The organism is Trichocoleus sp. DQ-A2, assembly GCF_039961915.1.
Taxonomy (GTDB): Bacteria; Cyanobacteriota; Cyanobacteriia; order Cyanobacteriales; family FACHB-T130; genus FACHB-T130.
The window spans coordinates 107,472-133,506 of record NZ_JAMPKD010000015.1 but is presented as its reverse complement, the minus strand read 5'-3'; the positions used below and the strand labels follow the sequence as shown (position 1 = coordinate 133,506).

General features: G+C 47.9%; 23 protein-coding genes. 9 read left to right on the top strand and 14 right to left on the bottom strand.

Features of this window, described 5'->3' with window-relative positions; all coding sequences use genetic code 11:
• The first annotated feature begins 85 nt into the window (after positions 1-85).
• Positions 86-1,696, top strand: a complete 1,611-nt coding sequence (locus tag NC997_RS16730; protein WP_190526322.1) for an adenylate/guanylate cyclase domain-containing protein — start codon at positions 86-88, stop codon at positions 1,694-1,696.
• A 131-nt stretch (positions 1,697-1,827) separates the two neighbouring features.
• Here NC997_RS16730 and NC997_RS16725 read toward each other — a convergent pair whose 3' ends face one another.
• Positions 1,828-2,064, bottom strand: a complete 237-nt coding sequence (locus NC997_RS16725) for a hypothetical protein (RefSeq protein WP_190689048.1) — start codon at positions 2,062-2,064, stop codon at positions 1,828-1,830.
• Between the two features lie 35 nt (positions 2,065-2,099).
• Between NC997_RS16725 and NC997_RS16720 the strand changes: the two genes are divergently transcribed.
• On the top strand, positions 2,100-3,752 hold the full coding sequence (locus NC997_RS16720) for an adenylate/guanylate cyclase domain-containing protein (RefSeq protein ID WP_190526320.1): 1,653 nt from the start codon (positions 2,100-2,102) through the stop codon (positions 3,750-3,752).
• An 8-nt stretch (positions 3,753-3,760) separates the two neighbouring features.
• Here NC997_RS16720 and NC997_RS16715 read toward each other — a convergent pair whose 3' ends face one another.
• Positions 3,761-4,951 (bottom strand): glycosyltransferase, encoded by a 1,191-nt coding sequence (locus NC997_RS16715; RefSeq protein ID WP_199306116.1) that lies wholly within the window; start codon positions 4,949-4,951, stop codon positions 3,761-3,763.
• A gap of 252 nt (positions 4,952-5,203) precedes the next feature.
• Between NC997_RS16715 and NC997_RS16710 the strand changes: the two genes are divergently transcribed.
• A complete protein-coding gene (locus tag NC997_RS16710) occupies positions 5,204-5,614 on the top strand; it encodes a VOC family protein (protein WP_190526316.1) in 411 nt (136 codons plus the stop codon).
• Positions 5,615-5,666: 52 nt separating this feature from the next.
• Here the strand turns inward: NC997_RS16710 and NC997_RS16705 are convergent, their stop codons facing one another.
• Positions 5,667-7,862 (bottom strand): pentapeptide repeat-containing protein, encoded by a 2,196-nt coding sequence (locus NC997_RS16705; RefSeq protein WP_190526314.1) that lies wholly within the window; start codon positions 7,860-7,862, stop codon positions 5,667-5,669.
• 176 nt (positions 7,863-8,038) lie between these two features.
• Positions 8,039-8,389, bottom strand: coding sequence for a hypothetical protein (locus NC997_RS16700; protein ID WP_190414387.1), 351 nt, complete (start codon positions 8,387-8,389; stop codon positions 8,039-8,041).
• Between the two features lie 246 nt (positions 8,390-8,635).
• Between NC997_RS16700 and NC997_RS16695 the strand changes: the two genes are divergently transcribed.
• Positions 8,636-9,070, top strand: a complete 435-nt coding sequence (locus NC997_RS16695) for a hypothetical protein (RefSeq protein ID WP_190526312.1) — start codon at positions 8,636-8,638, stop codon at positions 9,068-9,070.
• A 58-nt stretch (positions 9,071-9,128) separates the two neighbouring features.
• On the opposite strand, the gene NC997_RS16690 is transcribed toward NC997_RS16695, so the two are convergent.
• The 5 genes from NC997_RS16690 to petB form a co-directional block, all read right to left on the bottom strand.
• The gene (locus tag NC997_RS16690; protein ID WP_190433320.1) at positions 9,129-9,509 is read right to left on the bottom strand and encodes a hypothetical protein; all 381 of its coding nucleotides are present in this window, start codon (positions 9,507-9,509) and stop codon (positions 9,129-9,131) included.
• A 119-nt stretch (positions 9,510-9,628) separates the two neighbouring features.
• The gene (locus tag NC997_RS16685; protein ID WP_190526310.1) at positions 9,629-10,777 is read right to left on the bottom strand and encodes a glycosyltransferase; all 1,149 of its coding nucleotides are present in this window, start codon (positions 10,775-10,777) and stop codon (positions 9,629-9,631) included.
• 18 nt (positions 10,778-10,795) lie between these two features.
• Positions 10,796-11,797 (bottom strand): GDP-mannose 4,6-dehydratase, encoded by a 1,002-nt coding sequence (locus NC997_RS16680; protein ID WP_190526307.1) that lies wholly within the window; start codon positions 11,795-11,797, stop codon positions 10,796-10,798.
• Positions 11,798-11,986: 189 nt separating this feature from the next.
• Entirely contained in the window at positions 11,987-12,469 is a 483-nt protein-coding gene (gene petD / locus NC997_RS16675) for a cytochrome b6-f complex subunit IV (RefSeq protein WP_190414392.1), read from the bottom strand.
• A gap of 211 nt (positions 12,470-12,680) precedes the next feature.
• A complete protein-coding gene (gene petB, locus NC997_RS16670) occupies positions 12,681-13,349 on the bottom strand; it encodes a cytochrome b6 (RefSeq protein ID WP_190430667.1) in 669 nt (222 codons plus the stop codon).
• A gap of 181 nt (positions 13,350-13,530) precedes the next feature.
• Between petB and ctpA the strand changes: the two genes are divergently transcribed.
• From ctpA to trmFO, 5 genes are all read left to right on the top strand, one after another.
• On the top strand, positions 13,531-14,766 hold the full coding sequence (gene ctpA, locus NC997_RS16665) for a carboxyl-terminal processing protease CtpA (protein WP_190526305.1): 1,236 nt from the start codon (positions 13,531-13,533) through the stop codon (positions 14,764-14,766).
• Positions 14,767-15,422: 656 nt separating this feature from the next.
• Positions 15,423-18,371 (top strand): ATP-binding protein, encoded by a 2,949-nt coding sequence (locus NC997_RS16660; RefSeq protein WP_348257809.1) that lies wholly within the window; start codon positions 15,423-15,425, stop codon positions 18,369-18,371.
• 188 nt (positions 18,372-18,559) lie between these two features.
• On the top strand, positions 18,560-18,727 hold the full coding sequence (locus tag NC997_RS16655) for a hypothetical protein (protein WP_190526300.1): 168 nt from the start codon (positions 18,560-18,562) through the stop codon (positions 18,725-18,727).
• Positions 18,728-18,746: 19 nt separating this feature from the next.
• Positions 18,747-20,246, top strand: coding sequence for a site-2 protease family protein (locus tag NC997_RS16650; protein ID WP_190433340.1), 1,500 nt, complete (start codon positions 18,747-18,749; stop codon positions 20,244-20,246).
• 148 nt (positions 20,247-20,394) lie between these two features.
• Positions 20,395-21,795, top strand: a complete 1,401-nt coding sequence (gene trmFO, locus NC997_RS16645; protein ID WP_190526298.1) for an FADH(2)-oxidizing methylenetetrahydrofolate--tRNA-(uracil(54)-C(5))-methyltransferase TrmFO — start codon at positions 20,395-20,397, stop codon at positions 21,793-21,795.
• A gap of 128 nt (positions 21,796-21,923) precedes the next feature.
• Here trmFO and NC997_RS16640 read toward each other — a convergent pair whose 3' ends face one another.
• The 5 genes from NC997_RS16640 to NC997_RS16620 all read right to left on the bottom strand — a co-directional run bounded on the left by NC997_RS16640 (position 21,924) and on the right by NC997_RS16620 (position 25,892).
• Positions 21,924-22,091 (bottom strand): hypothetical protein, encoded by a 168-nt coding sequence (locus NC997_RS16640; RefSeq protein ID WP_348257808.1) that lies wholly within the window; start codon positions 22,089-22,091, stop codon positions 21,924-21,926.
• 259 nt (positions 22,092-22,350) lie between these two features.
• Positions 22,351-23,406, bottom strand: a complete 1,056-nt coding sequence (locus NC997_RS16635; RefSeq protein WP_190526296.1) for a UDP-N-acetylglucosamine--LPS N-acetylglucosamine transferase — start codon at positions 23,404-23,406, stop codon at positions 22,351-22,353.
• Positions 23,407-23,518: 112 nt separating this feature from the next.
• Positions 23,519-24,172, bottom strand: a complete 654-nt coding sequence (locus tag NC997_RS16630) for an FHA domain-containing protein (RefSeq protein ID WP_190526294.1) — start codon at positions 24,170-24,172, stop codon at positions 23,519-23,521.
• Between the two features lie 3 nt (positions 24,173-24,175).
• A complete protein-coding gene (locus tag NC997_RS16625; protein WP_348257807.1) occupies positions 24,176-24,868 on the bottom strand; it encodes a hypothetical protein in 693 nt (230 codons plus the stop codon).
• A gap of 100 nt (positions 24,869-24,968) precedes the next feature.
• On the bottom strand, positions 24,969-25,892 hold the full coding sequence (locus tag NC997_RS16620; RefSeq protein ID WP_190526289.1) for a hypothetical protein: 924 nt from the start codon (positions 25,890-25,892) through the stop codon (positions 24,969-24,971).
• Between the last annotated feature and the right edge of the window lie 143 nt (positions 25,893-26,035).

The window sequence follows — 26,035 nt, the reverse complement described above, 5'->3', positions numbered from 1 at the left end:
AAGTGAGGGAAACCAATCAAAAGCCCCTTACTTTGCTGAGTTTTTGCACGCCTCGTTCGCTTCGCTTCAAAAAGGGATAGGAGTCATGGCTGAACTCAATCTGCGTCTACGAGAGGGAGATACAGAAAGAACGATTACGGTGAATCGGGATGAATTTACGATCGGTCGTTTGCCAGAATGCAACTTGCATTTGCCTTTCGAGGGAATTTCCCGGTGTCATGCCCGCTTTTTGAAAACGCCTTCTGGGGCGTGGACAATTGAGGATATGGGCAGCAAAAACGGAACGCGATTGAATGAACGCCCTGTCATCTCGCCTCAACAGGTAAATCACGGCGATATTCTTTGGCTGGGGGATATTAGCCTGAATATTCTTTTGAGCCATCCTGCTCAACCCCATCTAACACAGCTGGTGGAACCCGTGGCTCAAGGAACCACCATCTTTCGCAATGTTCAGGAGCTGCAACAGCAGTGGATACAAGCGGAAGGGACGCTAGACGTAGTTAGCAATAAGGAAAAAGCGATCGCTCGTCTCAAAGATTTGGTGAATATCGCCAAGAATTTGAGCGCAGCTGAATCGATCGAAGCAATTTTCTACCAGGTGCAGGAAGTCGTTTTCCGCGAACTTCAAAGCATTGAGCGCTTGGCATTGTTAATCGATGTAGAGGGTTCCGGCAAACTAGAATTGCTGAATGCCGCCGCTAGAGATATTTTGGAACAACAGAATCTAACAGCAAATGGCAGTTGGATTAGCCGCACCATTTGTCAAAAGGTATTTGCCGAGAAAGTCGCAATTCAAACCGCTGATGCCCAGATGGACAAACGGTTTGAGGGGCAACAGAGCATTTTAGTCAAAGGGATCAAGAGCGCGATCGCTGTCCCGCTTTGGGATGAAAATAAAGTAGTCGGTGTTCTTTATGCCGATGCTCATCTTTCCTCTAGCCATTGGACGAAAGGAGGCGAAGAAGACCTCAGCTTTTTTTCGGCTTTAGCAAATCTGGTCGCATCCGCAGTCCAACGTTGGCTGTTAACACGGAAACTGAGAAACGAAGAAACCATTCGGACTCGACTAGAGCGCTATCACTCCCCTGCCGTTGTACAGCACATTATGACCCTGGGGGCCTTAGACAACGGTCGTCTCACGCCTGCGGAGGTTGATATCAGCATTCTCTTTGCCGATATTGTTGGCTTCACTGCCCTTTCGGAACGGTTGAGTCCTACAGAAATTGCCCAATTGCTCAATGATTTCTTCGAGGAAATGCTACAGGAGGTTTTTACCGCTGGAGGAACGTTAGACAAGTATATTGGAGACTGCATCATGGCATTTTTTGGCGCTCCTGAACCTCAACCGGATCATGCCGACCGAGCTTTCGCCGCCGCCAAAGGAATGCTGACTCGTCTAGAGAAATTAAATGCCGCTCGAGTCTGGCGCGAACCGCTGCAAATTCGAGTTGCCATCAACAGCGGTAGAGCCGTGATTGGAGATGTCGGTAGCTCTCAAAGAGTAGACTATACCGCTTTAGGAGCAACGATTAATCTAGCCTCCCGCATGGAAGGAATCTGCCCCCCTGGTGAATGTGTCGTCAGTGAAGCCACGTATTCATTGCTGAAGCGATCCCAAGACTTGCAGACGGTAGGAGAACACCATTTCAAAGGCATAGACCGACCTGTCAGAGTTTATCAAACCAAGCGGCATTAAAGTGCTGGCTCCCCTCTGAGTTTTAGTGGAGCTAAAGGGCGGATTTTGAGTTTTCGGCTAAGACCAAGCCAAACCCTTTCTCGACGACGAAATCGAGGAGTTTATCGCTTCTGCTCACCAGCCCAAAAAATTTATTCCTCACCTTCCCCGTATCGGGGTGGGTTAGCCAGAGGTGGCAAGAGGTTGAGCAGAAGGTTAACCGAAAAGGAGCTGGGTGCGATTTCCCGGTCGTTGCGACCTATGGCAACACAGCGTATCATCTGTCGAAGGATTTCGTCAGAGTTAAGATGGTGGCAGTAATTGCCAGGAAAACGCATATATTTGTGGGTGCTTTCTTTGACTATTGCTTTGTCCAGGAGTTTTAGCAAGCCTTGTTCGCCTTGGTTCAAGGAGGTTTAGAGTCATGGCTGAACTCAAGCTGCGCCTACAAGTTGAGGAAAATGCTGAAAGCACCGTCACGGTGGATAAAGAGGAATTTATTATTGGTCGTTTGCCAGAATGCGATCTGTACTTGCCTTATTTTGAAATTTCCCGCTGTCATGCCCGGTTGTTAAATACACCGGATGGCGTGTGGGTAGTCGAAGATATGCATAGCACAAACGGAACGCGGTTAAATGACCGTCTGCTAGCAGCGCCCCAAAGAGTGAATCATGGGGATGTTATTCAGATGGGTCATGTTTTCATCCACATTCTTTTAGCTAGTTCTCCTCAACAAAAAACTCAACTCAATCCCATCAATGCAGATCCGATCCCCGAAGAAGTGACTATTCTTCGCAATGCCAAAGAACTGCAACAGCAATGGATACAAGCGGATGATGAAGGGAGTAATATTGCGAATCCCCACAAAGCGATCGCTCGGCTGAAAGACTTGGTTGATATCGCTAGATGTCTGAATTCTGCCGAATCGATCGAAGCAATTTTCCAGCAGATACAAGAAATTGTTTTCCGCGATCTCATTAGTATCGATCGGTTGGCATTGTTGATTGATGTCGATTGTTCGGGGGAACTAGAATTACTTCAAGCAGCAGCGAGAGATATTTCTCAGCAGGAAAATCTCGCCGCAGATGGCAGTTGGATTAGCCGCACCATTTGTCAAAAAGTATTTACGGATAAAGTCGCCATTAAAACCGCTGATGCCCAAATGGATGAACGGTTTGAAGGCGAACATAGTATTTTAGCAAAAGGCATTCGTAGCGCTCTAGCGGTTCCTCTGTGGGATGAAAATCAGGTAGTCGGCGTTCTTTATGCCGATGCCCATCTTTCTTTTACCCATTGGAACAAAGGAGGAGATGAAGACCTCAGCTTTTTTTCAGCTTTAGCGAATTTGGTGGCGTCGGCGGTGCAACGTTGGCTGTTAGCAGAGAAACTCAGAAGCGAAGCCAACATTCGACACCGATTAGAACGCTATCACTCTCCTTCAGTTGTGCAGCATATTATGAATGTAGGAGGATTAGAAGGCGGTCGTCTTACCCCCACAGAAGGCGAAATCAGCATTCTCTTTGCCGATATTGTTGGCTTTACTGCGCTTTCGGAACGCTTAACTCCGACAGAAATTGCCGATTTGCTCAATAGTTTCTTTGAGGAGATGCTCAAAGAAGTTTTTGCCGCCAGAGGAACGCTAGATAAATTTATTGGAGATTGCATTATGGCATTTTTTGGCGCTCCAGAACCCCAGCCGGATCATGCCGACCGAGCTTTTGCCGCCGCTTGGGGAATGCTGGAACGTCTGGAGCGTCTGAATGCTCGTAAGTTCTTCCAACAACCGCTGCAATTGCGGATAGCGATTAACAGCGGTAAAGCGGTCGTTGGAGATGTGGGCAGCTCTCAGAGGGTAGACTATACCGTCTTAGGCGCTACGATTAATCTTGCTTCGCGAATGGAAGGGATTTGTCCCCCTGGTGAATGTGTCGTGAGTGAAGCCAGCTATTCTTTGCTAAGTCAACCGAAAGATTTGTCTCCGATGGGAGAGTACCGTTTCAAAGGGATTGACCGACCGATAAGGGTTTATCAGACTCGCAGGCAGAGCGTTATCCACGATGGTATTCAGTCGGGTTAGAGATGAGATTAAACCTGGAACCCCATTTCTTGCAATCCTTGGCGGAGTCTAGCGGCTTCCTCTGGGTTGTGTTGCTCGTGAAGGGCGATCGCTTTCCCAAATGCTTCTAAACTTTCGATTACGTTCCCCATTTTCAACAGGGCAACTCCCAGATTTTGATACGCCTCTGCATAGTCTGGGTTCAGTTGAATCGCTTGGCGGTAAGCAGCGATCGCATCCGGCAAACGCCCGATTGCTTTTAATGCCATGCCTAGATTGTACTTTCCGACCGCAAAACTAGGGTCAATTTGTAAGGTCGTTTCATAAGCTTTTTGAGCATTAGTAAAATCCCCAGATGCTATCAACAAGTTGCCTAAATTGTTATAAGCCCCTAGTTTAAGTTTGGGCAGAATTGGTTGTTGAATGGCGACTTGATAGTGTATTGCTGCTTGTGCAAGATCGTTCACACGAGTATAGGCATTGCCCAGATGGTAGTGCAGCTCGTATAAAACAGAAGCATCGATCTGTGTCGATTTTAAGCCGCGCTTTAGGATTCCAATTCCCTTACTAATTTTCCCTGTTTCTATATAAAGCGCCCCCAATTTACAACAATCATAGGGATCGTTGGGATGGCTTGCCAGATAGCCTTCCATCGCCGCCTGTGCCCTATCGAATTTGTTTAAAGATGCGATCGCTCCCGGTTGATAGCCGTAGTGCAAAATTGCGACATCCGACAGAGAAACGATTTGCCACTGGGGTTCTCTCTGCAACAGTTGGGCAACCCTATCATCCACGAGCGAATGGTAAGGACGAGAAAAGCGCACGTCTGGGTGATTGCGAAATAGACGAGAAACTAAAGAATAGGGTGATTGGGATGCTCCAACTTCTTGACGAATCAGGTTGATAACGAGGTTGCGATCGCTTTCCATCGCTTGCTTCATCTGCGGCACAATTTCCGGTGTCAGCACTTCATCCGCATCCAGCACCAGCACCCAATCTCCCTGAACGTACTTCAACGACTCATTCCGCGCTGCTGAAAAGTCATTGCACCATTCAAAGTGATAAACCTTCGCCCCAAATTCTCTGGCAATTTCAACGGTTTTGTCAGTGGAGCCGGTATCCAGCACCACCATTTCATCTACCACATCTTTGACACTATTCAAGCATTGTGGTAAAGTCGATTCTTCGTTTTTAACAATCATGCAGAAGCTTAGCTTCATTGGACACCATGAACTGGCTTAAGGGACTCGTGGTTATTTTAAATGCGATCGCATCAAGCTAATTAAACAGTAAAAAAAGAATTCTTTTTTTGCCTGCCCTTCGGTAGATACGGATCAAAACTTATATATTTTTGATGTGTAACAGCATACAAAATTTCGGCTCCTGGCTAAAAATTGGATTTCCTGCTCTGAACCAACTTGCAAAACGGGAGTTTATAATACATTTGTTCTTCCGAAACAGGGTAAACTTGTATGACCCTTGGTACCTTGAATCACCTAAGCTTGACGGTTAGCGAGCGCTCGAAATCGGAACCGTTTTATAACGCAATTTTGGAATTCATGGGCTACCAGCAGGTGGAAAAAAATGATGAGTTTATTATGTGGTGGTCAAAGGATGTCGGGGCAATTTTGATTTATGCTGCGAATCCAGATTCCCCGAACAAACTACACGATCGCTTCTCGCCAGGACTACACCATCTTGCCTTTAACGCCGACAGCCGCGAACAGGTAGATAACTTATACAACCTGATTCTTGAACTAGGCGCTACAGTCCTCGATCCGCCAGCCGAATATAACCATTACGCACCGGGCTACTACGCTGTCTTCTTTGCCGATCCCGATGGGATCAAACTGGAATTGGTTCATATGCCCAATCTGCCCTAGATGCTTTTTTGCTCGCTGGATCTTGCGGTTTCTAGGTGCCCTTCTGCCTGATTTACTGACAGCGAGGATGACGCCCTCCTTGGTCGCAAATCAAGCCAATTTGCTTGGCGTCTAAATTTTTCACTTGAGAAAATTCGACGCCTTGAACGCGAGCTAAGGATGCGGCATTGGGTGCCTCTTGAATGAATTGATCCGACTGCACGGGTTTTGGGGCGGCAAAGGTTGCCCCCTTCAAATTAGCTCCTGCGAGATTCGCCCCGCGCAGGTCTGCCGCACTCAGATTTGTGTTTTGTAAATTGGCATTTTGCAGCTGAGCCTGAGCGAGATTGGCACCAACCAGCCTGGTGGCGCTGAGATCGGCTTTTTGGAGATTGGCGTTCTGAAAATCTGCTTCCGAAAGGTCTGCTCCTTGCCAGTTGGAGTTCGTCAGCAGCGCAAAGGGAAACTTAGCGCCGACAGCGCTAACTTGTCCGAGACGGGCGCTAGAGAGATTGGACTGGGTAAAGTTGGCATTCGCTAAATCTGCACCCGTCAGGCTGGCATTTTCTAAGACGGCTTGACGCAAATCTGCACCGATTAGCTTGGCACTACTGAGGTTGGCTCCGACGAGTTGAGCCTGGGACAAATTAGCCCGATTCAAGGTGGCACGGATTAGGTTGGTGCGATTCAGGGGGACACGGCTCAAAAGAGCGCCACTGAGGTTCGCTTCTTTAAGATCGGCTCCATTGAAGTCGGTAATCCAATCGTCAAAGGTGCCCAGACGCCCATCCTCACCGGCACCCAAGAAGCGGCTATTCCGTAAACTGGCACCTGTGAGGGAGGCTCCTTTGAAGAGAATCCCAGAAAGGTCAGCTTTGTCTAGAACCAGAGTAAATGGAGCAGGCTCTTGGCGTACCTGTGCGAGGTCGGTGCGACTGAGATCGACCTTGTGGACTTGAGTGGGGTAGATGCTGAGAATTTTAGCGATCGCGCGTTGAGTGCCCACGAGCCGCTTTGCTATTAACTGTCGCTCTACGAATCCACTTCCTTGCAGCAGCGCTTCGTCCTTTTGCAGGGAAAGATTTAAGCGCTGCAAGTAGGGTAAAGCTTCCGGACCCGTACTGACTAAGGTTTGCCCAATTGTCTCCATCAAAGCAGGTACCCTTTCTTGACCCAGCAAATCTACTAAGAAGGGAATCGCCCGCGAGTCGTCTAACCTTGCCAGCGCCAGGATAGCACTCCGTCGTTCTTCTAATTGGTTGGGGGAAGATCGACTTAACCGCTCGACTAGCGCCAGAAACACCTGGTTATTCTGTTGCTTAGATGAGCGCCAATTTGCCTGATTTTGAATGTACATTTGAGTGCCGACAAAGGTTCCCAAGACAGCACTCATGCAAGAAAAGCCGACAATTATCAGCGTCAGACTGGGGTTTTGGCGCATCCAATCCCAAAGACGCAGCGATCGCTTGGAAGAGGGTTTGGAAGATTGAGAAGTCAGGGCAATGCTTGTGATGGTTTCCCTTGCTCGCTTCGCTGGCTGTTCGGTTCCCGGCAATTGGTTTAACTGAGGAGCATTCCGCGACCGATCGGGTACAAAAGCCCTGGCTCCATCGATGACAAAGGTTCCAGCGATTCTATCGTGCAAGGTGCGACGTTCGGGATTGAACAGCGCGATCGCATTTTCCCCCAGCCACATCAAAGCAGACAATCCCAGCAAAATCCCCAAATCCGGAAAAGCACCGCTGTAGCGCCAAATCAGATAAGCCGTCGAAAGCGGCAATCCCCACCTGCCGACTCCCTCTCTCCAAATCGCGCGAATCAATCCCGGCGGGTCGCCTGATTCTTGCACGACTTGGACGCCTAGCCAGCGCTTGGGCGAGGTTTGTCCGGTTTTTCCCAATTTATACAGTTGCCAGCCTACGACCAGGACAGGAGCCACCAGCGCCCCGCACCAAAACAAATTGGTGAGTGGAGCAACTCGTTGGTTGCTTGCGCGTCGGGGAATTGCCAACGTTTGAGCGATCGCATCCTCGGTGGTTGCTAGCACTGGGTTGAGAGGAACGGTTTCCTGAGAGACACACGCGCCAGCATTCGTACAAAACTTGGCGGCAAGACCGATGCTATAGGGAACTAAAGCACTCGCAACCACCAGCGAGACTTCCACAATCGTGGCAGCACCCCGTCGGGTACCCAGTGGTAGTCGGTGCATCTGTATCCGCCAAGACGGGCTTTTGCGATTCGAGCTTTTTTTCACGCTTTGGGTAGCCATTCGAGCATTCCACAAATAGCAGTTAGCTGTTCGCTTCTAGCAAATTTTGTCCGGGCAGGCAACCCTTATTTTGCTGGTAAAGATCCGCATTAGTAATGAACCTGCCCTACGTCCTTAGACGACTATACCCGTCCGGAGTCCATAGTCCTCATTGCTACCCAAAAAATTAAGACTTGCTAATCGGGGGACTTGGGGGCAATAAACAGTTTGTACGCCAAATACACTAACCCTGCCAAGATGCCGAGACTAATCAGGGATGCAACTAGATACAAAACGCTTCTGATTAGCCCAAAACCAACCAAAGCCGCGACGGCGACAACAGCAACTTTACCAGCACCAGGAAGCCCTTGAAACCAGTTAGCAATTTTGTTGAACAGAGACTGAATTGATTGAGATTCTTTAGGTTGAACCTGGAGAGGTTTCCCCGGTTCGGTTTCTATCATTGGCGCGGGAGGGTTGCTCTGATTGATTTGAGCATCTAGTTCTTGGAGTTTACGCTCCCAGTCTTGATTTTCTTGAGGATTCATCTTTTGTTTTTATAGTGAGTGACGAAAATGACGGTTACAAATGAAAAACTGACAGTCAAGCATGTATTGTCTTGGTGATTTAAACAAAAGTTTGTTTTAGCAACACCATGACTTAAAAAAGAAGAAATTTTAGCGCCCTCTCAGATACGTGACACTTTAAGAAAAGGAACACACTCGAAACACCTTTATTTACTTCTGTAGGACACTTATAGTAAGACTTCCTTAAAAAGGCAAGGGGATGACGAAATGAAGATGCTTCGCAAATGGATAGTTATTCCCACAACCTTGGCGTTAATCTTAACAGGCGCTGGGGCGGCTCGTAGTGATGCCCCAGTGTTAGAACTGTCGTCGAAGTTGTCGAACGATCCGGTCGTCCTCAACGGGGCTTCTGGCGGTCAAACAAGTAGTAATTGCGGTTATATCTCCCAAACCCCGAATCAAGTTGTTCGGGTAACGGCAGATCGGATCGATTACTTGCGGTTGAGTATCCAAAGCAGTGGCGAGCCTACGCTTCTGGTTGATGGCCCAGGAGGACGATTCTGCGTGTTGGCAGATAGTGTTTCTGGAGATAAGCCGGAGATTTCAGGAGTTTGGCTTCGGGGGGATTATAACGTTTATGTCGGCGATCGCGCGGGTGGCACCCATCCTTATACTCTATCGATTACTGGACAGACTAAATAATCAGTCATTCGTCAGTCGTAATTAATCAAAAACGAGTGACGAATAACTTGATTTTGTTCTAGTCTTCCAAAGAGCGGGCAGATACCTCAACGGCTTCAACGTCAATCGTTCCGGGAGGCGTCAAACGGTTAAAGTGTCCCTGTTCGATTTTGAGCGACTCGCCACAATTGGGGCACTGGCACTCGGTTCGATTCAAAGCTGTAAATTCATAGCTACAGACGGGACATTGGTCGGCAATGAGGTTGCGTTGCAACCACCAGCGAAAGCCTAGGAAAGCAAGGACTGGTGCAACGAGGATTAAACCTATCAGAATCAGAAAAGATTTCACCAACCAGCCAAGCCCAATCGACCCTAGCAACCAAATGATTAGCACCAGGGTAAGCCAAGAGCCGACGCCAGAAAGCTTGAATTGAAAGGAATTGGGGCTGTTCTGGTTCACGGCAGTCTCCAACAAAAGCAAGGTAGTATGGACTACTTCCATCCTAAATCAGAATCGATTCTCTCTGAGAACAGAGGCCGTTCAGTATTGATTTTCAAACGTGCCTAATCGCATTCAATTCAAACAAGCAGCTGTTTTAATTGCTGGGCAAGGGCATCTTTTCCAAACAAAGCGAGGCTTTGTTCTCGCAACCACTGAGGGTCGCAGCGCTGGTCGTCCCCTTTGAGGATTTCAATACAGGCATTTGCCACGGCTTCTGGATTGCGATGGGGGACGCGCCAGCCTAAACGTCCATCCTGAAGGGGGTCAGCAGAGCCATCATCGTTACCGGATAGGACGGGGATGCCACAAGCCATTGCCTCTAAATAGACAATGCCAAAGCCTTCTTGGGAAGGCATGATGTAAGCATCAGCGACGCGGTAATGGTCTACCAGGTCTTCGGTGGGAACGAACCCAGCAAAGATAACCCGGTCGGCAACTCCTAAATCTTGGGCAAGCTGTGCTAGTCGGGGTTGATCGTCGCCGCGACCGATCACCAAATATTTGACTTCTGGGAATACTTGAGCGATCGCAGGGATGGCTCGAATGGTAACGTCTACGCCTTTGTAGATATCGCCCGACCACAGCCGCGCTACAGTCATCAAAACTTTGGCACCGCCAAGATTATACCGTTCGATCAATGCGGGTGGCTTCGGGCCTGGAGTAAAGTAATTCCCATCCACCGCACAGGGTAGCATTTGCACTTTCTTGGGGTCTAGGTCATTCACCGCGCAGGCGCGATCGCGGCTATAGCGACTAATTGTCCAAATTCCCTCCGCCTGCTTGAGTGCCCTTCGTTCTTGATTGGCTAAGGGTTCCCAAAATTCTTTTCCGTAAGTCAGCACCGTATAGGGAATCCCCAGCGGCTGACACAGCAGCCTTACCAACGGTGACAGATTAATATGACCACAAAAAACATGGTGGGGACGGCGTTGTAACAGACAAGCTAGCAGTGAAGTTGCTAGCCTTAAGCGTCCCTTTTGGGGATTTTGGTTTTTGAGATAATGAAATTTGAGGTTTTTTCCCTCAAAGGGATTTGGGCAGCCAACGCCATCCCGTAGCAAAAATACCTCGCCTTTGGCTTGATTTCCCAATGAGGTATAAGACTGCAAAATATCCTTAACGTAGGATTGGATGCCCCCTTCGCATCCAAAAACTTCCAGAAAAATAAATATATGGTTTGCGACTGGTTTAACAGTCGGCTCTAAATAATCTATCTTTTCTCCCACTTCAATAATCCCTGAATTTTAGGAGTTTTGTTCCATCTGGGCGATGGACGGCACCTCAGCACTTTGTAAACGTTCCAAGTCCTTCAACACCATTTTTTCCAAAAGACCCTCGAAGCTAACTTGCGGTTCCCAGTTGAGTTGGCGCTTGGCTTTTTCTGGATTTGCCACCAGATGGAAATGTTCATCCGATCGCAGAAACTTGGGATCGACAACGACATAACGAGTCCAATCTAGCCCCACACACTCAAAAGCAGTCGCCACCAATTCCCGAACGCTGTGTAACTGACCCGTCCCAATCACGTAGTCTTCTGGTTCATCTGCCTGCAACATCCGCCACATTGCTTCCACATGATCGCCAGCATAACCCCAGTCGCGTTTGGCGTCCAGGTTGCCCATTTCCAGGCGATCGCTTAACCCCAATTTAATCGATGCTGCCGCTAAAGACACCTTCCGCGTGACAAAATTTGGAGGTCGTCTCGATGACTCGTGGTTGTATAAAATACCGCTACAGGCAAACCAACCGTAGCGCTGTCGGTGATGTACCATCGTCCAATGAGCGTGCAACTTTGCCGCTGCGTAAGGGTTCATCGGGCGAAAAGGTGTATTCTCATCTTGAGGCGACCGATCCACCTGCCCAAACATCTCGGAACTGCTGGCTTGATAAAACCGCGTGTTCAATCCAGCCAGACGCACTGCATCTAACAGCCTGGTCGCCGTACCCGTTACCAAGTCCAGCGTTCCCAGCGGGTCTTGCCACGAATCTGGGACGAAACTGGGAGCGGCTAAATTATAAATTTCTTGAGGCTGTAGTTGTTCCACTACTTCCAACAGAGTCGCGCTATCCCTCATGTCAACCGCACAAACCTCAATCTGGCTGGCGAGGGAACCCAGTTTAGCCAGACTGGATTGGCGGTGCAGCGGTACCAACCCAGCCACCCGATAACCCCGTTCCAAAAGTAAACGGCTGAGATAGTAGCCGTCTTGCCCAGTGATTCCTGTAATTAGCGCTGTCTTGGCCATGAGTTGAGTTTAACCACTTAATGTTGCGTTGGGGCTGGAGTTGGGTTCAGGCAGCTACATCCTCTGTTCTTTTATACTTTGCTTTTTCGGAAGCGACCAGATAATACTTAACGCCTGTAGATGCTTCAAAAGCAGCACAAAAGCACTGCTTTTGAAACCCACAGGCGTCAAAGGTAACAAATGATTGTCTTAAAACAGACCCAATGTCAGAGATTTGTCAATGGGGAAGGTGGCACCGATACCCAACCAGAGGGTAAAGAAAGTTCCAAACAGGAAAACCGCCGTGGCGACTGGGCGACGGAAGGGATTTTGGAATTTGTTGACGTTCTCAATGAAGGGAACGAGAATCAAGCCCAAAGGAATCCCTGCCATGCAGGCGATACCCAGCAGTTTATTGGGTAGAATCCGCAGAATTTGGAAAACAGGCCAGAAGTACCATTCTGGGAGAATTTCCAGAGGAGTGGCAAAGGGGTTTGCCGGTTCGCCAATCATCGCTGGGTCAAGCACAGCCAGACCCGTACACAGTGCAATAGTCCCCATAATTACTACAGGGAAAATGTAGAGTAGGTCGTTGGGCCAAGCGGGTTCGCCATAGTAGTTATGACCCATGCCTTTGGCAAGTTTTTCACGTAACTGCGGATCGGTTAGATCCGGCTTTTTTTGGGTTCCCATCGTTCTATGTGTTCTCCTATGCGTTTTGAAAGCTTTGAGCTAAGCAAGAGGCAAAGTGGTCAGGGGGTAATAGGGGGATAGATGATGCAGGGAAGAAAAATGACTTTCCCACTTTCTCTCCTCTCCCCATTGGGCGTTGGACAGGGGCTGGATATCTCCTGCCCTGCTGTAGGGACGGAAGATATCCCGTCTCTACAGCACTCAGTACTTTTTACAATGGGCCAGAGATGCCTTGCTTGCGAATCATCAAGAAGTGTAGCAACATGAAGACGGCAATCAGCCAGGGCAGCACAAAGGTATGCAGGCTGTAGAAGCGTGTCAGAGTGGCTTGTCCAACGCTGGAACTCCCGCGCATCAGCTCGACGATTTGATCGCCGACCAAGGGAATCGCAGCAGGGACGCCAGAGACAATCTTAACGGCCCAGTAACCAACCTGATCCCAAGGAAGTGAATAGCCGGTGACGCCGAAAGAAACGGTGATCACAGCCAGAGTGACACCCGTTACCCAGGTCAACTCGCGGGGCTTTTTGAAACCGCCGGTGAGGTAAACCCGAAAGGTGTGCAAAATCATCATCAGCACCATCATGCTGGCAGACCAGCGGTGGATGGAGCGAATCAGCCAACCGAAGTTGACGTCCGTCATCAGGTACTGGATGGAGGAAAAAGCCTCGGTGACGGTCGGCTTGTAGTAAAACGTCATGGCGAATCCAGTGGCAAACTGGATCAAAAAGCAAGTCAGTGTAATTCCACCCAGGCAGTAGAAGATATTTACGTGGGGAGGCACATACTTGCTGCTGACGTCATCGGCAAGCGCCTGAATCTCCAGACGCTCCTCAAACCAGTTGTAGGCTTTTGAATCAGTTACCTGCTTAGAAAACATGAACCCAGAGTTCCTAAAAATTTATTGCTGTTTTTGACACGAGCCAACCCCATGAGACAGTTTTCCGCTCTTTTCGGGGGCATGAAGCTGCAATGGGGATCGGTAGACACCGCGATAGAGAGAAGTCTAGGCGTAGCCTCTACAAAAAATGTAACATAGCCCGAAAGGGGGATTCTGTGTCATGCACAAACGAGTGTTAAGGGTTGTATTCGTACTAATCATACAAACTATCTTTACGTTAAGTTGGTGGACTTCGCCAGCGATCGCTTTAACGGAGGAACAGCAGCTTTTATCGGAAGCATGGCGAATTGTCAACTATGCTTACGTGGATGACAGTTTCAATCAACAAAACTGGTGGATGGCTCGTCAGAAGGCGATCAAGCAGCCTCTGTCTAATCGTGAGGCGACTTACACGGCAATTCAAAATATGCTCAAAACTCTGGAAGATCCGTTCACGCGGTTTTTAAAACCCGACCAGTACCGAAGTTTACAGGTGAATACTTCCGGAGAGCTTCAAGGGGTGGGACTGCAAATTGCTCTTGATGCCGAGACGGGCGAGTTGCAAGTGGTGGCACCGATTGACGGTTCGCCTGCTGCGAAGGCGGGAATCCGAGCGCGCGATCGCATCCTGGAAATTGATGGCATCCAGAGTGCCCAACTGACCCTCGATGAAGCCGCCGCAAGGATGCGGGGCGCTGCGGGCACAGAGGTGAGGCTCCTGATGCAACGGGAGACAAAAACGCCTGAAGAAATTACGCTAGTGCGATCGCGAATTGCCCTCAACCCCGTTTATGCAGTCTTAGATTCCAGCAGTTCTCGCCTCCCGGTGGGTTACATTCGCCTGAGTCAGTTTAGTGCCAATGCCCCAACTGAGCTGGCGAATGCCGTCACCAAGTTGGAGAAACAAGGGGCACAAGCTTATCTGCTCGATTTGAGAAATAATCCAGGAGGGCTTTTGCAGGCAGGCATTGAGATTGCGCGGATGTGGTTGGATGAAGGCACGATTGTCTATACGGTCAACCGACAAGGCATTCTGGGCAGTTTTGAGGCGTCTGCACCAGCTCTTACCCACGCTCCTCTCGTTGTTTTAGTGAATCAGGGAAGCGCCAGTGCTAGCGAGATTCTGGCTGGGGCACTTCAAGACAATGGTCGTGCCCAATTGGTAGGCGCTCGAACTTTTGGCAAAGGCCTAATTCAATCTTTGTTTGACCTCTCAGATGGGTCAGGATTGGCGGTGACGGTTGCCAAGTACGAAACGCCAAACCATCACGATATCAACAAGCTTGGCATTACGCCAGATCGGGAAGTGCCTCTGGAGCCAATTACGCTTGACCAGGTGGGTACGGAAGCAGACCAGCAATACAAAACGGCGTTGGAGGTGTTAACCGCTAATGCGGTCGTTGCGGATGCGGCTTGATTCAGGAGTCAGGACTGAGGACTGAGGGCTGAGGACTGAGGGCTGAGGAGTTAGGACTGAGGACTGAGGGCTGAGGGCTGAGGAGTTAGGGCTGAGGGCTGAGGAGTTAGGAGTTAGGACTGAGGAACTGAAGAGGCACAGGTGCTTCAGGGGCAGATGGATTGAGAGAATTCTTGCTTAGTGCTTAGTCCGTGCTTCGCACCGAACACAACGACTATAAACATTAACGGATATCGCCTAACGGCTGATAATAACAGCCTTCAGTTCTTTGATTTCTGTTGTGAGTAATACCAAAATCGCAAAAAAAGAAAATCTAGATAAAACTTAATAGTGCATTTACCGAAGCGAGTGCAGTAAGTTTGATTCCACAATGAAAGAGCAGTGTAAATTGGGAATCAAGCAATGCTCGGCTTGAGTGGAAATAGATTCTAGAAAAATCTGAGGCTGAGTGAGTTTTAACTGCGATCGCACGGGCCCATGCGATTGCTTAATTTTTAAGGCACGCCTACCACTGGTGAGAGTTTTTACCCCTAAATATAGCGATCGCGCTCATGGTTTTCCTGGCAAACGATCTTAGATACTCTATCAGTCGGTCAACAGTTTTATCTGTTGCCCACTCATTGCTGAAGTTTTTAGCTTCACAACCAGATTCCAGAGTGGTACTCATCGCCGGGGGTAAGTCTGATTTTACTCCGAGCGACCTGTGCCCGGAGAGACAATCAAAAGGAGCGCGGTGCGGGTATGCATCCCCAGAAGCAGGTGCTTTGGGCTTGCCAGAGCTGCTGACCCCGCCCAACTGTTTTTTGAATCTGGCAATGGGGAAGCCATCAGCAACCCATTGCGAGAATAAATGTGAGAATCAACACAGATGGTTGCCTTGTTCGTTGAAGCTGCGGAAGTTAACTCGAACCCTTAGCTCAACTCCAGAGACTCAAAGCAAGGTGCCCTCGTTGGTAATTTTGGGACTGGGCGATCGCTTCAATGTGATGTTGCACAGCTACAAAACCACTGAGAATTCTGAACTAAACGCCAATCATTACGAGCTGTGTTTTGGCTTCGATCCGGCGATTGTGGGCAGTATTTGCGCCGAAATTTCTCGCGGGTTGCACTTAACCCCAGAAATCTCCCCTCTTTTCGAGCGAGCCATTGCCGATTGGTTCCCTCAACCCAATCTCCCAGCTTTGCAGAGCGAATTCACATCAACGCTGGTGAGTGCTATCTTAACCAGTCAAATTAGCACTCAGACTCCAGAAAAAGCAGATACAAATGCTTGTAGCAGTGCTGGGGCGAGTTTAATCGGCAACCCTACAACCGACATTCAGATTAAAACAGCCTTGTTGAGGGAGCCGGGAATCCAGGCGCACCTTGTCCAACCCCCCATTCCCCAGGCTGTAGTGCCGAGTTGGCAACAGCCAGAAAAGTTACTCCAAGAACTGCTACGAATTAGCTGGTCAAGCCAGGGAGCGCAGGTAATTTTGCAGCGTTCGGCGGTGTTGATTCAAGAGACTTTTGGGGTTAGTCGGTGTTTAATTGCGTTCTATAGCGCCAAAGATGAGCGTACCTTGTGGAGTGCGATCGCCCACGATTCATCTATCCCCCTTTCGGCTCGGCAAACTCACGATCCTGAATGGGCAAACATCGAACAGTGCCTTCTCAAACATCATCAGGGCAATCCTTGGGCAACTGAGCGAAACATTGGCTCAACGGCTGCCGAATCTATCTTTTTGACCTGGTTGCATACACACCCGCAGAAAATCGAGCCGCGAGAGATGGCATCTCTACACGGTGCGTCTGGACTGGTTGGTTTGCTACTGCTTGAGCAATGGGATGAGAAGCGGGAGTGGCAACCGGGAGAGCGGCAATTACTGCATCTGGCGCTGCAATTGGTAGAGCGAGGACACAACCTGGCGACGCTTTACCAGCAAGCGGAGGAACGAATTACTCATGCGGCGCTATTAAATCGGCTGGTTGCCCAAATCCGGGCTTCTTTAGAACTGTCTCATATCTTTGAAACGGTGACGCTGGAACTGGGTCATCTTTTGGTGGCAGATCGATGTTTGATTTTTCAGTATTTAGAGGAACAGCAGTGTTGGAAGCCGCTGACTGAATATCGCGCTCATGCTGATATCCTCACAGCCATGAACTTGATCGTTCCCGATCAAAAAAACTGTTGTTCCAGAACGCTGCGAAATCTACAGGTTGTCCAGGTGAGCGATACGCGCTTAGTGGATGACCCGATGAATCGCTCTTTGGCGGCAAAATATCCGGGCGCTTGGTTAATGGTGCCAATTCACCGACAGCAAAAGATTTGGGGCTGCTTAACCTTCGCTCAGGATCAATTTCCCCGTTACTGGCACGAGTCGGAGTTAAGATTTATCACGACCGTTGCCGACCAACTAGCGATCGCTATCTACCAAGCAACCCTTTACCAACAAATTCAGGCGCAAAACCAAACCCTAGAAGCCTTGGTACGAGAACGCACCGCTGAGCTGGAAAGTTTCTTTGATGCTCACCCAGACTACATTTTTGTGGTCGAGCGCGAGAATCTGCGTCTGCGCTTTTGCAATCATGCTTTTGCTCAAAGGATGGGGTTTGACAACCGATATGCCGTTCAGGATCGGTCGATTCTAGAATGCTTCCCGCCTCTGATTGCTAAGTCGTTTGCCAAACAAAATTTGCGGGTTTTTGAATCGGGAGAAACGCTACACGAACAGGAAACCCTAGTTTTCCCAGATGGGATTCACCACTTCGACACTTCCAGAGTGCCGTTGAAGCACTCTAATGGTGAGGTTTATGCTTGCTTGGGGACTTTCCGTGAAATTACGGAGCTAGTGGAGACGAAGCAGGCGCTATCTCTGAGAACCGAGCAGTTGCAAGATGCCTTGACTGCTGCGAATGCAGCTTCTCAGGCGAAAACTGAGTTTCTAGCAACCATGAGTCATGAATTGCGGACACCGCTCACATCTGTGATTGGGATGTCCTCCGCTTTAATGCAACCGTATTTTGGCGAACTGAGCGGAAAACAGAAAGAATATCTCAAGATTATTCACAATAGCGGACAGCACCTGTTGCAGCTGATTAACGATATTCTCGATTTATCTAAGATTGAATCCGGTAAGGCGTCTTTAACCCTCAGTCAGTTTTCTCTGCGTCAGGTAGGGATTGAAAGTTTGGAACTGCTGCAAGAAAAGGCTCAAGTCCAACAGGTGAAGCTAACAGGGGATTTCGCTGAGTTGCCTCCCGCCGATGAATTTTGGGGGGATGAACGGCGCGTGCGGCAAATCTTGCTGAATCTACTCTCGAATGCGGTAAAGTTCACACCACCAGGGGGTGAGGTATGGCTGCGGATGCAGTGTGAAAGTAACCAGGCGATGATTGAGGTGGCAGACACGGGAATTGGGATTCCGATGGAGAAACAGCATCTTTTGTTTGAGGCGTTTCAACAAATTGATAGCTCTCTGCATCGGCAGCACGAAGGGACTGGGTTGGGATTGGCTTTAACTCGCCAGTTGGTGGAGATGCATGGCGGCACGATTAGCTTCCATTCAGAGGTAGATGCGGGAACGGTATTCGTGGTTTATCTTCTAGCCCAAAATCCAAAGTGAAGGGGTGAGGGAGAATCGGTCGCAAAGAATAAATAAAATCTAGCGACTCCCGACTTTGTTTTTGGCAAACCTTCAAAACAATCGGTCGGGATATCCCCTGGGTTTTCTACAATGAAATGGGGTGTTCCATCCGATGTGTCCCGATTGGGTGGAGATGCACAAATGGTGTTAAGGATAAGAACAGCCAGTTGAAGTTTTACGTGCTGGATGCGGCTGTTCCTTCGAGGGGTTATAAGTCGGGATGGTGGCGCTGTATTCTGGAGAATCTGCTTGCACTTTGCTCTTTTAAGCAATTGGCTGGCACGTTAATTGCCAATCTGGAATGGCTAATTGCTAGCCAGTTAATTCTCCTGTAGACCAATTCAGATTTAGATCATGGAACTCTGGTTGCTCCTACTGTTACTAGGACTGTTTACTTACTTCATCGTGAAGCGCAGTGTTGCCAGCATCACCCGAACCCCAATCTGGCTTTTGTGGATGGTGATGATGACACCGGCATTCATTTGGAGTGCCTGGATTTTGGTCTACGGTGAAGATAAGCGAATGCCGCCAGCTTTGGAGATTGCCCCGTTTATCATTTGCCCGATATTGTACTGGCTGCTGATTCAGTGGGGGCGTCGAGATTTTACCCCGCCGCCAAAACCGCAAGAAATGGTGGCGGAACAAGCTCAGAATCCATCTGAGGTACAGCCTGTTTCTGCGGGCGATGCAGGGAGTACCGTCCGTCCGATTGATAAAACGGAGGAAACAAATCTTCGCAATTGCTTTCCCTGGTCTATCTATTACCTCCAAAACATCGATTACCGACCCCAAGCGGTGATTTGTCGCGGGAAGTTGCGAACGAATCCGGAGGTGGCGTACCAGACAATTCGGGAGAATATTGAGAAATTATTTGGCGATCGCTTCTTTGTTGTCTTTCAAGAAGGTTTGAATGGGAGTCCGTTCTTTGCGCTGGTTCCCAATCCCCAAGCTCACTCGCAGGCACAGCAGCAAACCGAACCTTTAAAACGACCGGCTTTAGCCTTAGGGCTGCTGCTCGTAACTTTGTTTACCACTACTTTAGTCGGGGTGGAAATTTCAGAAGTTTCTAACGCCGCACTGCAATCTAACCCAGCTTTGCTGTTAAAAGGACTGCCCTATGCTTTGGCATTGGTGGCTATCTTAGGCATCCACGAACTCGGTCATTACCTGAGTGCCCAATATTACAAAATTCGCACCACGCTGCCTTACTTTATCCCCGTTCCTTTTTTCTTGGGCACATTTGGAGCGTTCATTGGGCGGCGATCGCCCGTACCCAGTCGCAAAGCGTTATTCGATTTGGGCATTGCTAGTTCCGTTGCTGGTTTTTTGGTGACGTTACCGCTATTGTTTTGGGGATTAGCGCACTCGGATGTGGTTGCTGTGTCGGAGCAGTCGAGTATCTTAAACTTCACTTCTTTGAATCCCCGGTTTTCCCTGTTATTAACTTTGCTAAGTAAAGGGGCCCTGGGATCTGAACTGACAGCAAACACGGCAATCAAGCTTCACCCAGTGGGAGTGGCGGCTTATATCGGTTTTATCTGGACAGCGTTTAAGTTGATGCCGGTAGGACATCTGGATGGCGGTCACATTGTCCATGCCATGTTTGGGCAACGAAATGGGGCGATGATTGGTCAAATTAGCAGACTGCTGATGCTGGGATTGTCTTTAGTTCAGCCAGATTTGTTTATTTGGGCAATATTCTTATTCTTGATGCCAGTTTCTGATGAACCGGCGCTGAATGATGTGAGCGAACTTGACAACAAGCGCGATTTCTGGGGATTGTTAGTTTTGGCGCTTTTAGTGAGCATTCTATTGCCAGTGCCAGGAAATCTCGCGCAGTTGTTGAAGGTTTGATTCAGATAATTGAGTAAAAGGTAATTGGGCATTGGTAAAAAGTTTTAAGGGGAGACGCGATTAATCGTGTCTGAGTTATGAGTTGTGAATCCAAGAATTTTCTTGGAACTCATCACTCTCATTAGCCATTCGCAAAGGAATAAGAACAATGGAAAAACAGCCGATTCAGGTGATAGGTGGTGGTTTAGCGGGGACGGAAGCGGCGTGGCAAATTGCGAATGCGGGTGTGCCGGTAGTGCTGCACGAAATGCGACCGCTGCGGTTTAGCCCCGCCCATCACTCCGAACACCTGGCAGAACTGGTGTGCAGTAATTCCTTTGGAGCAATGTCGAGCGATCGCGCAGCCGGTCTTTTGCATGAAGAATTGCGTCGTCTTGGCTCAATGATTATTAGTAAAGCCGACGAACACGCGGTTCCCGCTGGGGGTGCCTTGGCGGTGGATAGGGGCGTATTTAGCCGCGAATTGACAGAAATCCTCGCGAATCATCCCCTAATTGAGTTACGACGCGGTGAATTGCGCCAAATCCCCACAGAAGGCATTGTCGTCCTCACCAGTGGCCCGCTAACCAGTCCCGATTTGGCTGAAGATTTGCAGCAGTTCACGGGTATGGAATACATGAGCTTTTTCGATGCCGCCAGCCCGATTGTGGTGGGAGAATCGATTAACCGGGATGTGGCTTTCTTGGCTTCTCGTTACGACAAGGGAGATGCGGCTTATCTCAATTGCCCGATGAATCGGGAGCAATATCTCCACTTTAGGCAGGAACTTTGTAAGGCTGAACAAACGGAACTGAAAGACTTTGAGCGGGAAACGGCTAAGTTTTTTGAAGCTTGTCTGCCGATTGAAGAACTGGCGCAGCGGGGGGAAGATACGATGCGTTATGGCCCGTTGAAGCCGGTGGGCTTGTTTGATGCCCGCAAAGGGGATTTCCGCGCCCCAGAAAATCAGTCGCAACGTCCTTATGCGGTGGTGCAGTTGCGCCAAGAAGATAAGGCGGGACAGTTGTGGAATCTAGTCGGATTTCAGACGAATTTGCGCTGGGGCGAACAAAAGAGAGTGTTTGGGTTGATTCCAGGGTTGGAAAATGCTGAGTTTGTGCGGCTGGGTGTGATGCACCGCAACACGTTTATTAATGCGCCCCAACTGTTAAAGCCTTCTTTGCAATTCCACAAACGCGCCACGTTGCTTGCGGCGGGGCAATTGGTGGGGACTGAGGGCTATACAGCAGCGGCGGCGGGTGGCTGGCTGGCAGGGACGAATGCGGCGCGGCTGGCTTTGGGCAAAGATCCGCTAACGCTACCAGGAACGACGATGATGGGGGCGTTGTTTGAATTTATTAGTTCGGCGTCATCAAAGCATTTTCAACCAATGCCACCTAATTTCGGAATTTTGCCGGAACTCCCGACTCGGATTCGCAATAAGCAAGAGCGATATGGAGTTTATCGCGATCGCTCTTTTGCCGATTTAGCGAGTTGGAAAGCTGCGGCTAATTTGCTCGTTCCCAAGCTAAGCCTGGAACGAGAAGCAACAAGTGCTTCCATTGAATAAAAAAAGGGAGATTGATTAACCTCCCATTCTTGCGTAGGGGCATGGCACTACCATGCCTCTAGAAAATGCCATGCCCCCAGCAAAATGTGAATGAGTTTAATCTATTTAATCGGCCTTCCTCAATCGCATTAAGAACCGATCAATCCGAAATAATAACTTGCTGCAACACCGAGAATTGTTAATACTCCGATCGTCGTACTGATAATAAATTGCTTAGAGGTTTTTTGATTCAGCTCCTGTTTGGCTTCACCTTGCTCAGTAGCAGCCCCACGATTGGTTGCTTCGTTAGTTTTCATGGTTGTTAATGGTTTATGGTTATTTATTACCCAGTTTGCTACAACTGCCAGAAACTTCATCTAACTTAAGGTTTATCAAAAAAAGGTGTACAGCGATACTGAGTAGCTTCATCATCGGGTTATGGCAAACAGAACTGGATCTTACTTAAAAATGAACTTTAATCATCTTTTTACGAAGCTTTTTTTGGCTTTGAATTTCTGAAACAGCTTGTATAAATCATTTTTTTATGGTATTTTTTTATAATGAAAATCTGTGCGTTTAGGTAAATTGCTCAATTAGCCGAACTGCTTCCACAGCACCATTCGGATAATCGAGAGGGCGATAATCTAAAGGGCGACTAGATACCTGATTTTGCAGCATTGCCACAGTTGCGATCGCGTCCTCAATCTCTTCAACACAGTAGGCGCATCGTAAAGCCCTAACTTTTTGACGGTCATATAGTCGCTTAAAGGCAAAAGCGACTAACGGGACGCCCACCGCAGCACATTCATAAACCGTGTTATAACCAGCGCCGCCGACAACGACATCAGCCGCTAGGAGGCATTCGATTCCTGGCGAGTGAGACACCCACAACTGCGGCGGACATCCATCTGGACAGACAGGTGCTAAGACACGCACCGCTGCGTCTGGAAACGCTGCATTCAGGTAAGTTGATAACTGACTAAAGAAAGATAATTCGGAAGCTTGTCCGGCGGCACAGACGAGGATAATCTTTTTTCTAACCCCCGCAGGTGGACTTTGTTTGTATAGCTGCGATTTACAGTTGCCAGGTTTATGACACAATGCATCAAAACCTAGTAGCGATCGCGCCTTCATTCTATCTGGCAGTTCCTCAGCATTGCGAATTAGCCAGGGACTGGTGTAACGCACAATTGGTAAATCTGCTAGCAGTGAATCTTCTCCTTCTCCCGGCACAATAATCGCATCGAAGTTTTCTTTAACAAAAGAGCGCAACGCGAAGCGGTGAATATAAACTGGGCTGATATCGCGGTGAATTAAAATTCGGGGGATGTGTTTTAACTGGGGCAAAATATCTGCCAACTCACCACCCAACCCGCGAGGAAAAGTATCGACAATTAAACAGTCGTACCGGGTGTTTAATAAAACATCCCGCACTTGTTCGCAAGTCGCCCCAAAACCAGCGTCAGGTGCAATGATTTGCACATCGCAATCTTCCCCGCGCAAGTAAGTTGCATAAGGGCTATTCGTAAGAATTTTGACGTTATGGTAACGGGTAGCCATTCGTCCGAGAGATAAGCTACGGGTAAGATGTCCCCAACCGCCTCCCAAAGCATAAATTAACCAAGTTGACATTTTCGGAGTTTTCAACGCAAAGAATACAAAGGTAAACGCAAAGGAACGCTAAGGAATCCTTTTTTCTTAGCGTTCCTTTGCGTTATCCTTGGCGTACTTCTGCGTTAAAAATTTAACTTGCCCCCATATCCATCTCAAAATCGGCATCCATTTCTCCTTCTAGACTCATATTGTCTGCTTCGGTGAAATCGACATTGCCAGTTTCCGGGTCATAATCATAGCGATCGCGGTTGTCATAGTAGTTGCTGCCCCAATAACCGCGATTGTAGTTACCATATCCAGAGTAATAGGAATAATCGTAGTAATAGGGGTTATTATCTGGGTAACTACAATAAGGACAGCCAATGTTTGTAGTGCGTCCGCAGCGACGTTTGAAGAGAAATCCCACCATGCGATCGCATTCTCCACTTGCAGCCATCCCCGATGAACTGGTAGCCTGACTGCTGCTGGGATTGAGTTGAATTTCGTAGGGGCCAATTTGCAAGCGATCGCCATCTATTAGCGTACTACTGGGCAACCGGACGCTGTTAATTAAGGTGCCAGTACTGCTATTTTGATCGACTACGATTAACTCGCCATTCGCTACATCAATTAGAGCATGGTATTCAGCCACTTGCTCGTTGGCTAGCACAATTCTAGCAACCCGATTACCATCAATTTCCTGCGGCATTGAGGCAAATTCTCGACCCAAGGCGACAGGCGTTTCTAACATGGGTTCTCGTCTTTCGCCGGTGGCTAGATCTATCCAACTCAGTTGAATTTGCAAGGATTATTTCCCTCCCGAACGATTAACTGCATAAGCTAAAGCGGCTTGTTGTTCTTTGCTTAAAACGTCGAATCCGAAGCTAGCGATCGCAATTGGGCTTACCTGAGATTTTGTAGAAAAAACTGGTTTGTCGGCTGCATTGATCAGAGAAGTTTTACCATTCTTTACTTTCACCTTGTAAAGCGACTGTTTATCCGGTGACTCAACCTCAAAACCGTAATCTCGCGCTTTAATTCTGTAAATTTCTTTATCTGTCGCATCTTCTAACTTGTAATCTCCATCATTCTGTCTTCGCAAAACATACAATTCTTTTGTTTGATCTGCATCCTCAATCTTCCAGTAACCCTCTTTGGTTACAACGTAGCCTAAAACTTTATCGGCAGGATTCTTGATTTTTACTTTCCCCCCACCATCAACATTAAATCGAGCTAACTCTTTGTCTTTCCCATCAAGGTATTTAGCCCCATCCGCCTCTGGTTTCAAGGCAAAATCTTCCGCACCCCCCTCTTGTTTAAATTTTATCTTCTCGGTATTAGTCGCCACCGCTGACGGATTATTTTGGGCAATTGGAGATGTTTGCGGGTTAGATGTTGTAGATACTTCTGGTGCCCGCTTAACAGAATTACTACAAGAACCTAGCAGGATTACCGCTGCCAAAGCTAAGCCGGAAAAAAATGTTTTATTCATGTTATTCATTGTTCAAGTTTCCACCAAAATCCTTTCTTTATTTAGTAACAGTTTGCATAATTAATGTTCCGGATTTTTGCAAACAGACTAAATATGTTTTTACTTTTACTTACTTTGCCTTAGATAACATCCGAGCTAAATTTAGAACTTGATACAGGCTGAGAAACATCATCGTGATAGTTTGATACAATGTTTCTTCGTTCCAAGGCATCGAAGGTGGCATTTTCACGACTAAGTTTATTCCCTTATCCGTCACTCTCATCCGTTTTACCTTAGTCAGTTTTGGAATTTTTACTGCATTCACAGCTTCATTGTTCAGAACTTTGATTGCCCCGTACCGTCGTTGCGGATAAGTTAAATCCAGACTGATATCTAATCCCTTGGCTTTCGATTTCGTTTTGTATTTTGATTTGCCGCTTCTAGAAGTTTTCCATCCATAAGCGGTCTGATTTAGCTCAGAAGTTGTTAATACAAAACGAGTTTTATCTAAAAATTGTCCTTCCATTTTTAGCCAATCATCTTGGAAAATATCTATTTTAAATCCTGATTTCGAGGGATGGGCAACTGTTTTAATCTGCTTAGATTTTTGATGGGCTGGACTGAGATCTAAATGAACACTGACCTTAGCTTCCTTATCCATATCTCGCTCCAGCATTTCCAAAATTTTTTCCGTTAATGCATAGCGATGATTTGGTAAATTTAATCGGCTATATTTACTCCTCCTTATTCCTGCATAAATCGCTACGATCGTACATCCTAATCCAACAAACAATAATAAAATAGTTACAATATTTCCAAATAATTGAAGCCCATCTCCCATCTCTCCTACAACTATCATTAAAATGAACGCTATAACAATTGAAGTAATCGCACCAATAACACATTTGGTTGCTAAACTTCCAAACTCTGTTTGCTTTGCCTCCGAGGCTCTATCTAGGGTTGCCATTTCCCTTAAGTCTTTGACAATATCAGAAACAGCAGCCGTCACCGAATAAGTCAGAGATTTGCGAAAGGTTTCTAAATTTATTGACATTTGTAATAAAAATTCAATATCAATGAATCGGGAATTACGGAAGGTAGCGATCGCTTACCTAAAATCACACTCAAACGCTTTGATAACAGATACGTTCTCGGAAGTGGGAATTATCGTTACAAAAAGTTAGAATCTTAGGGCAA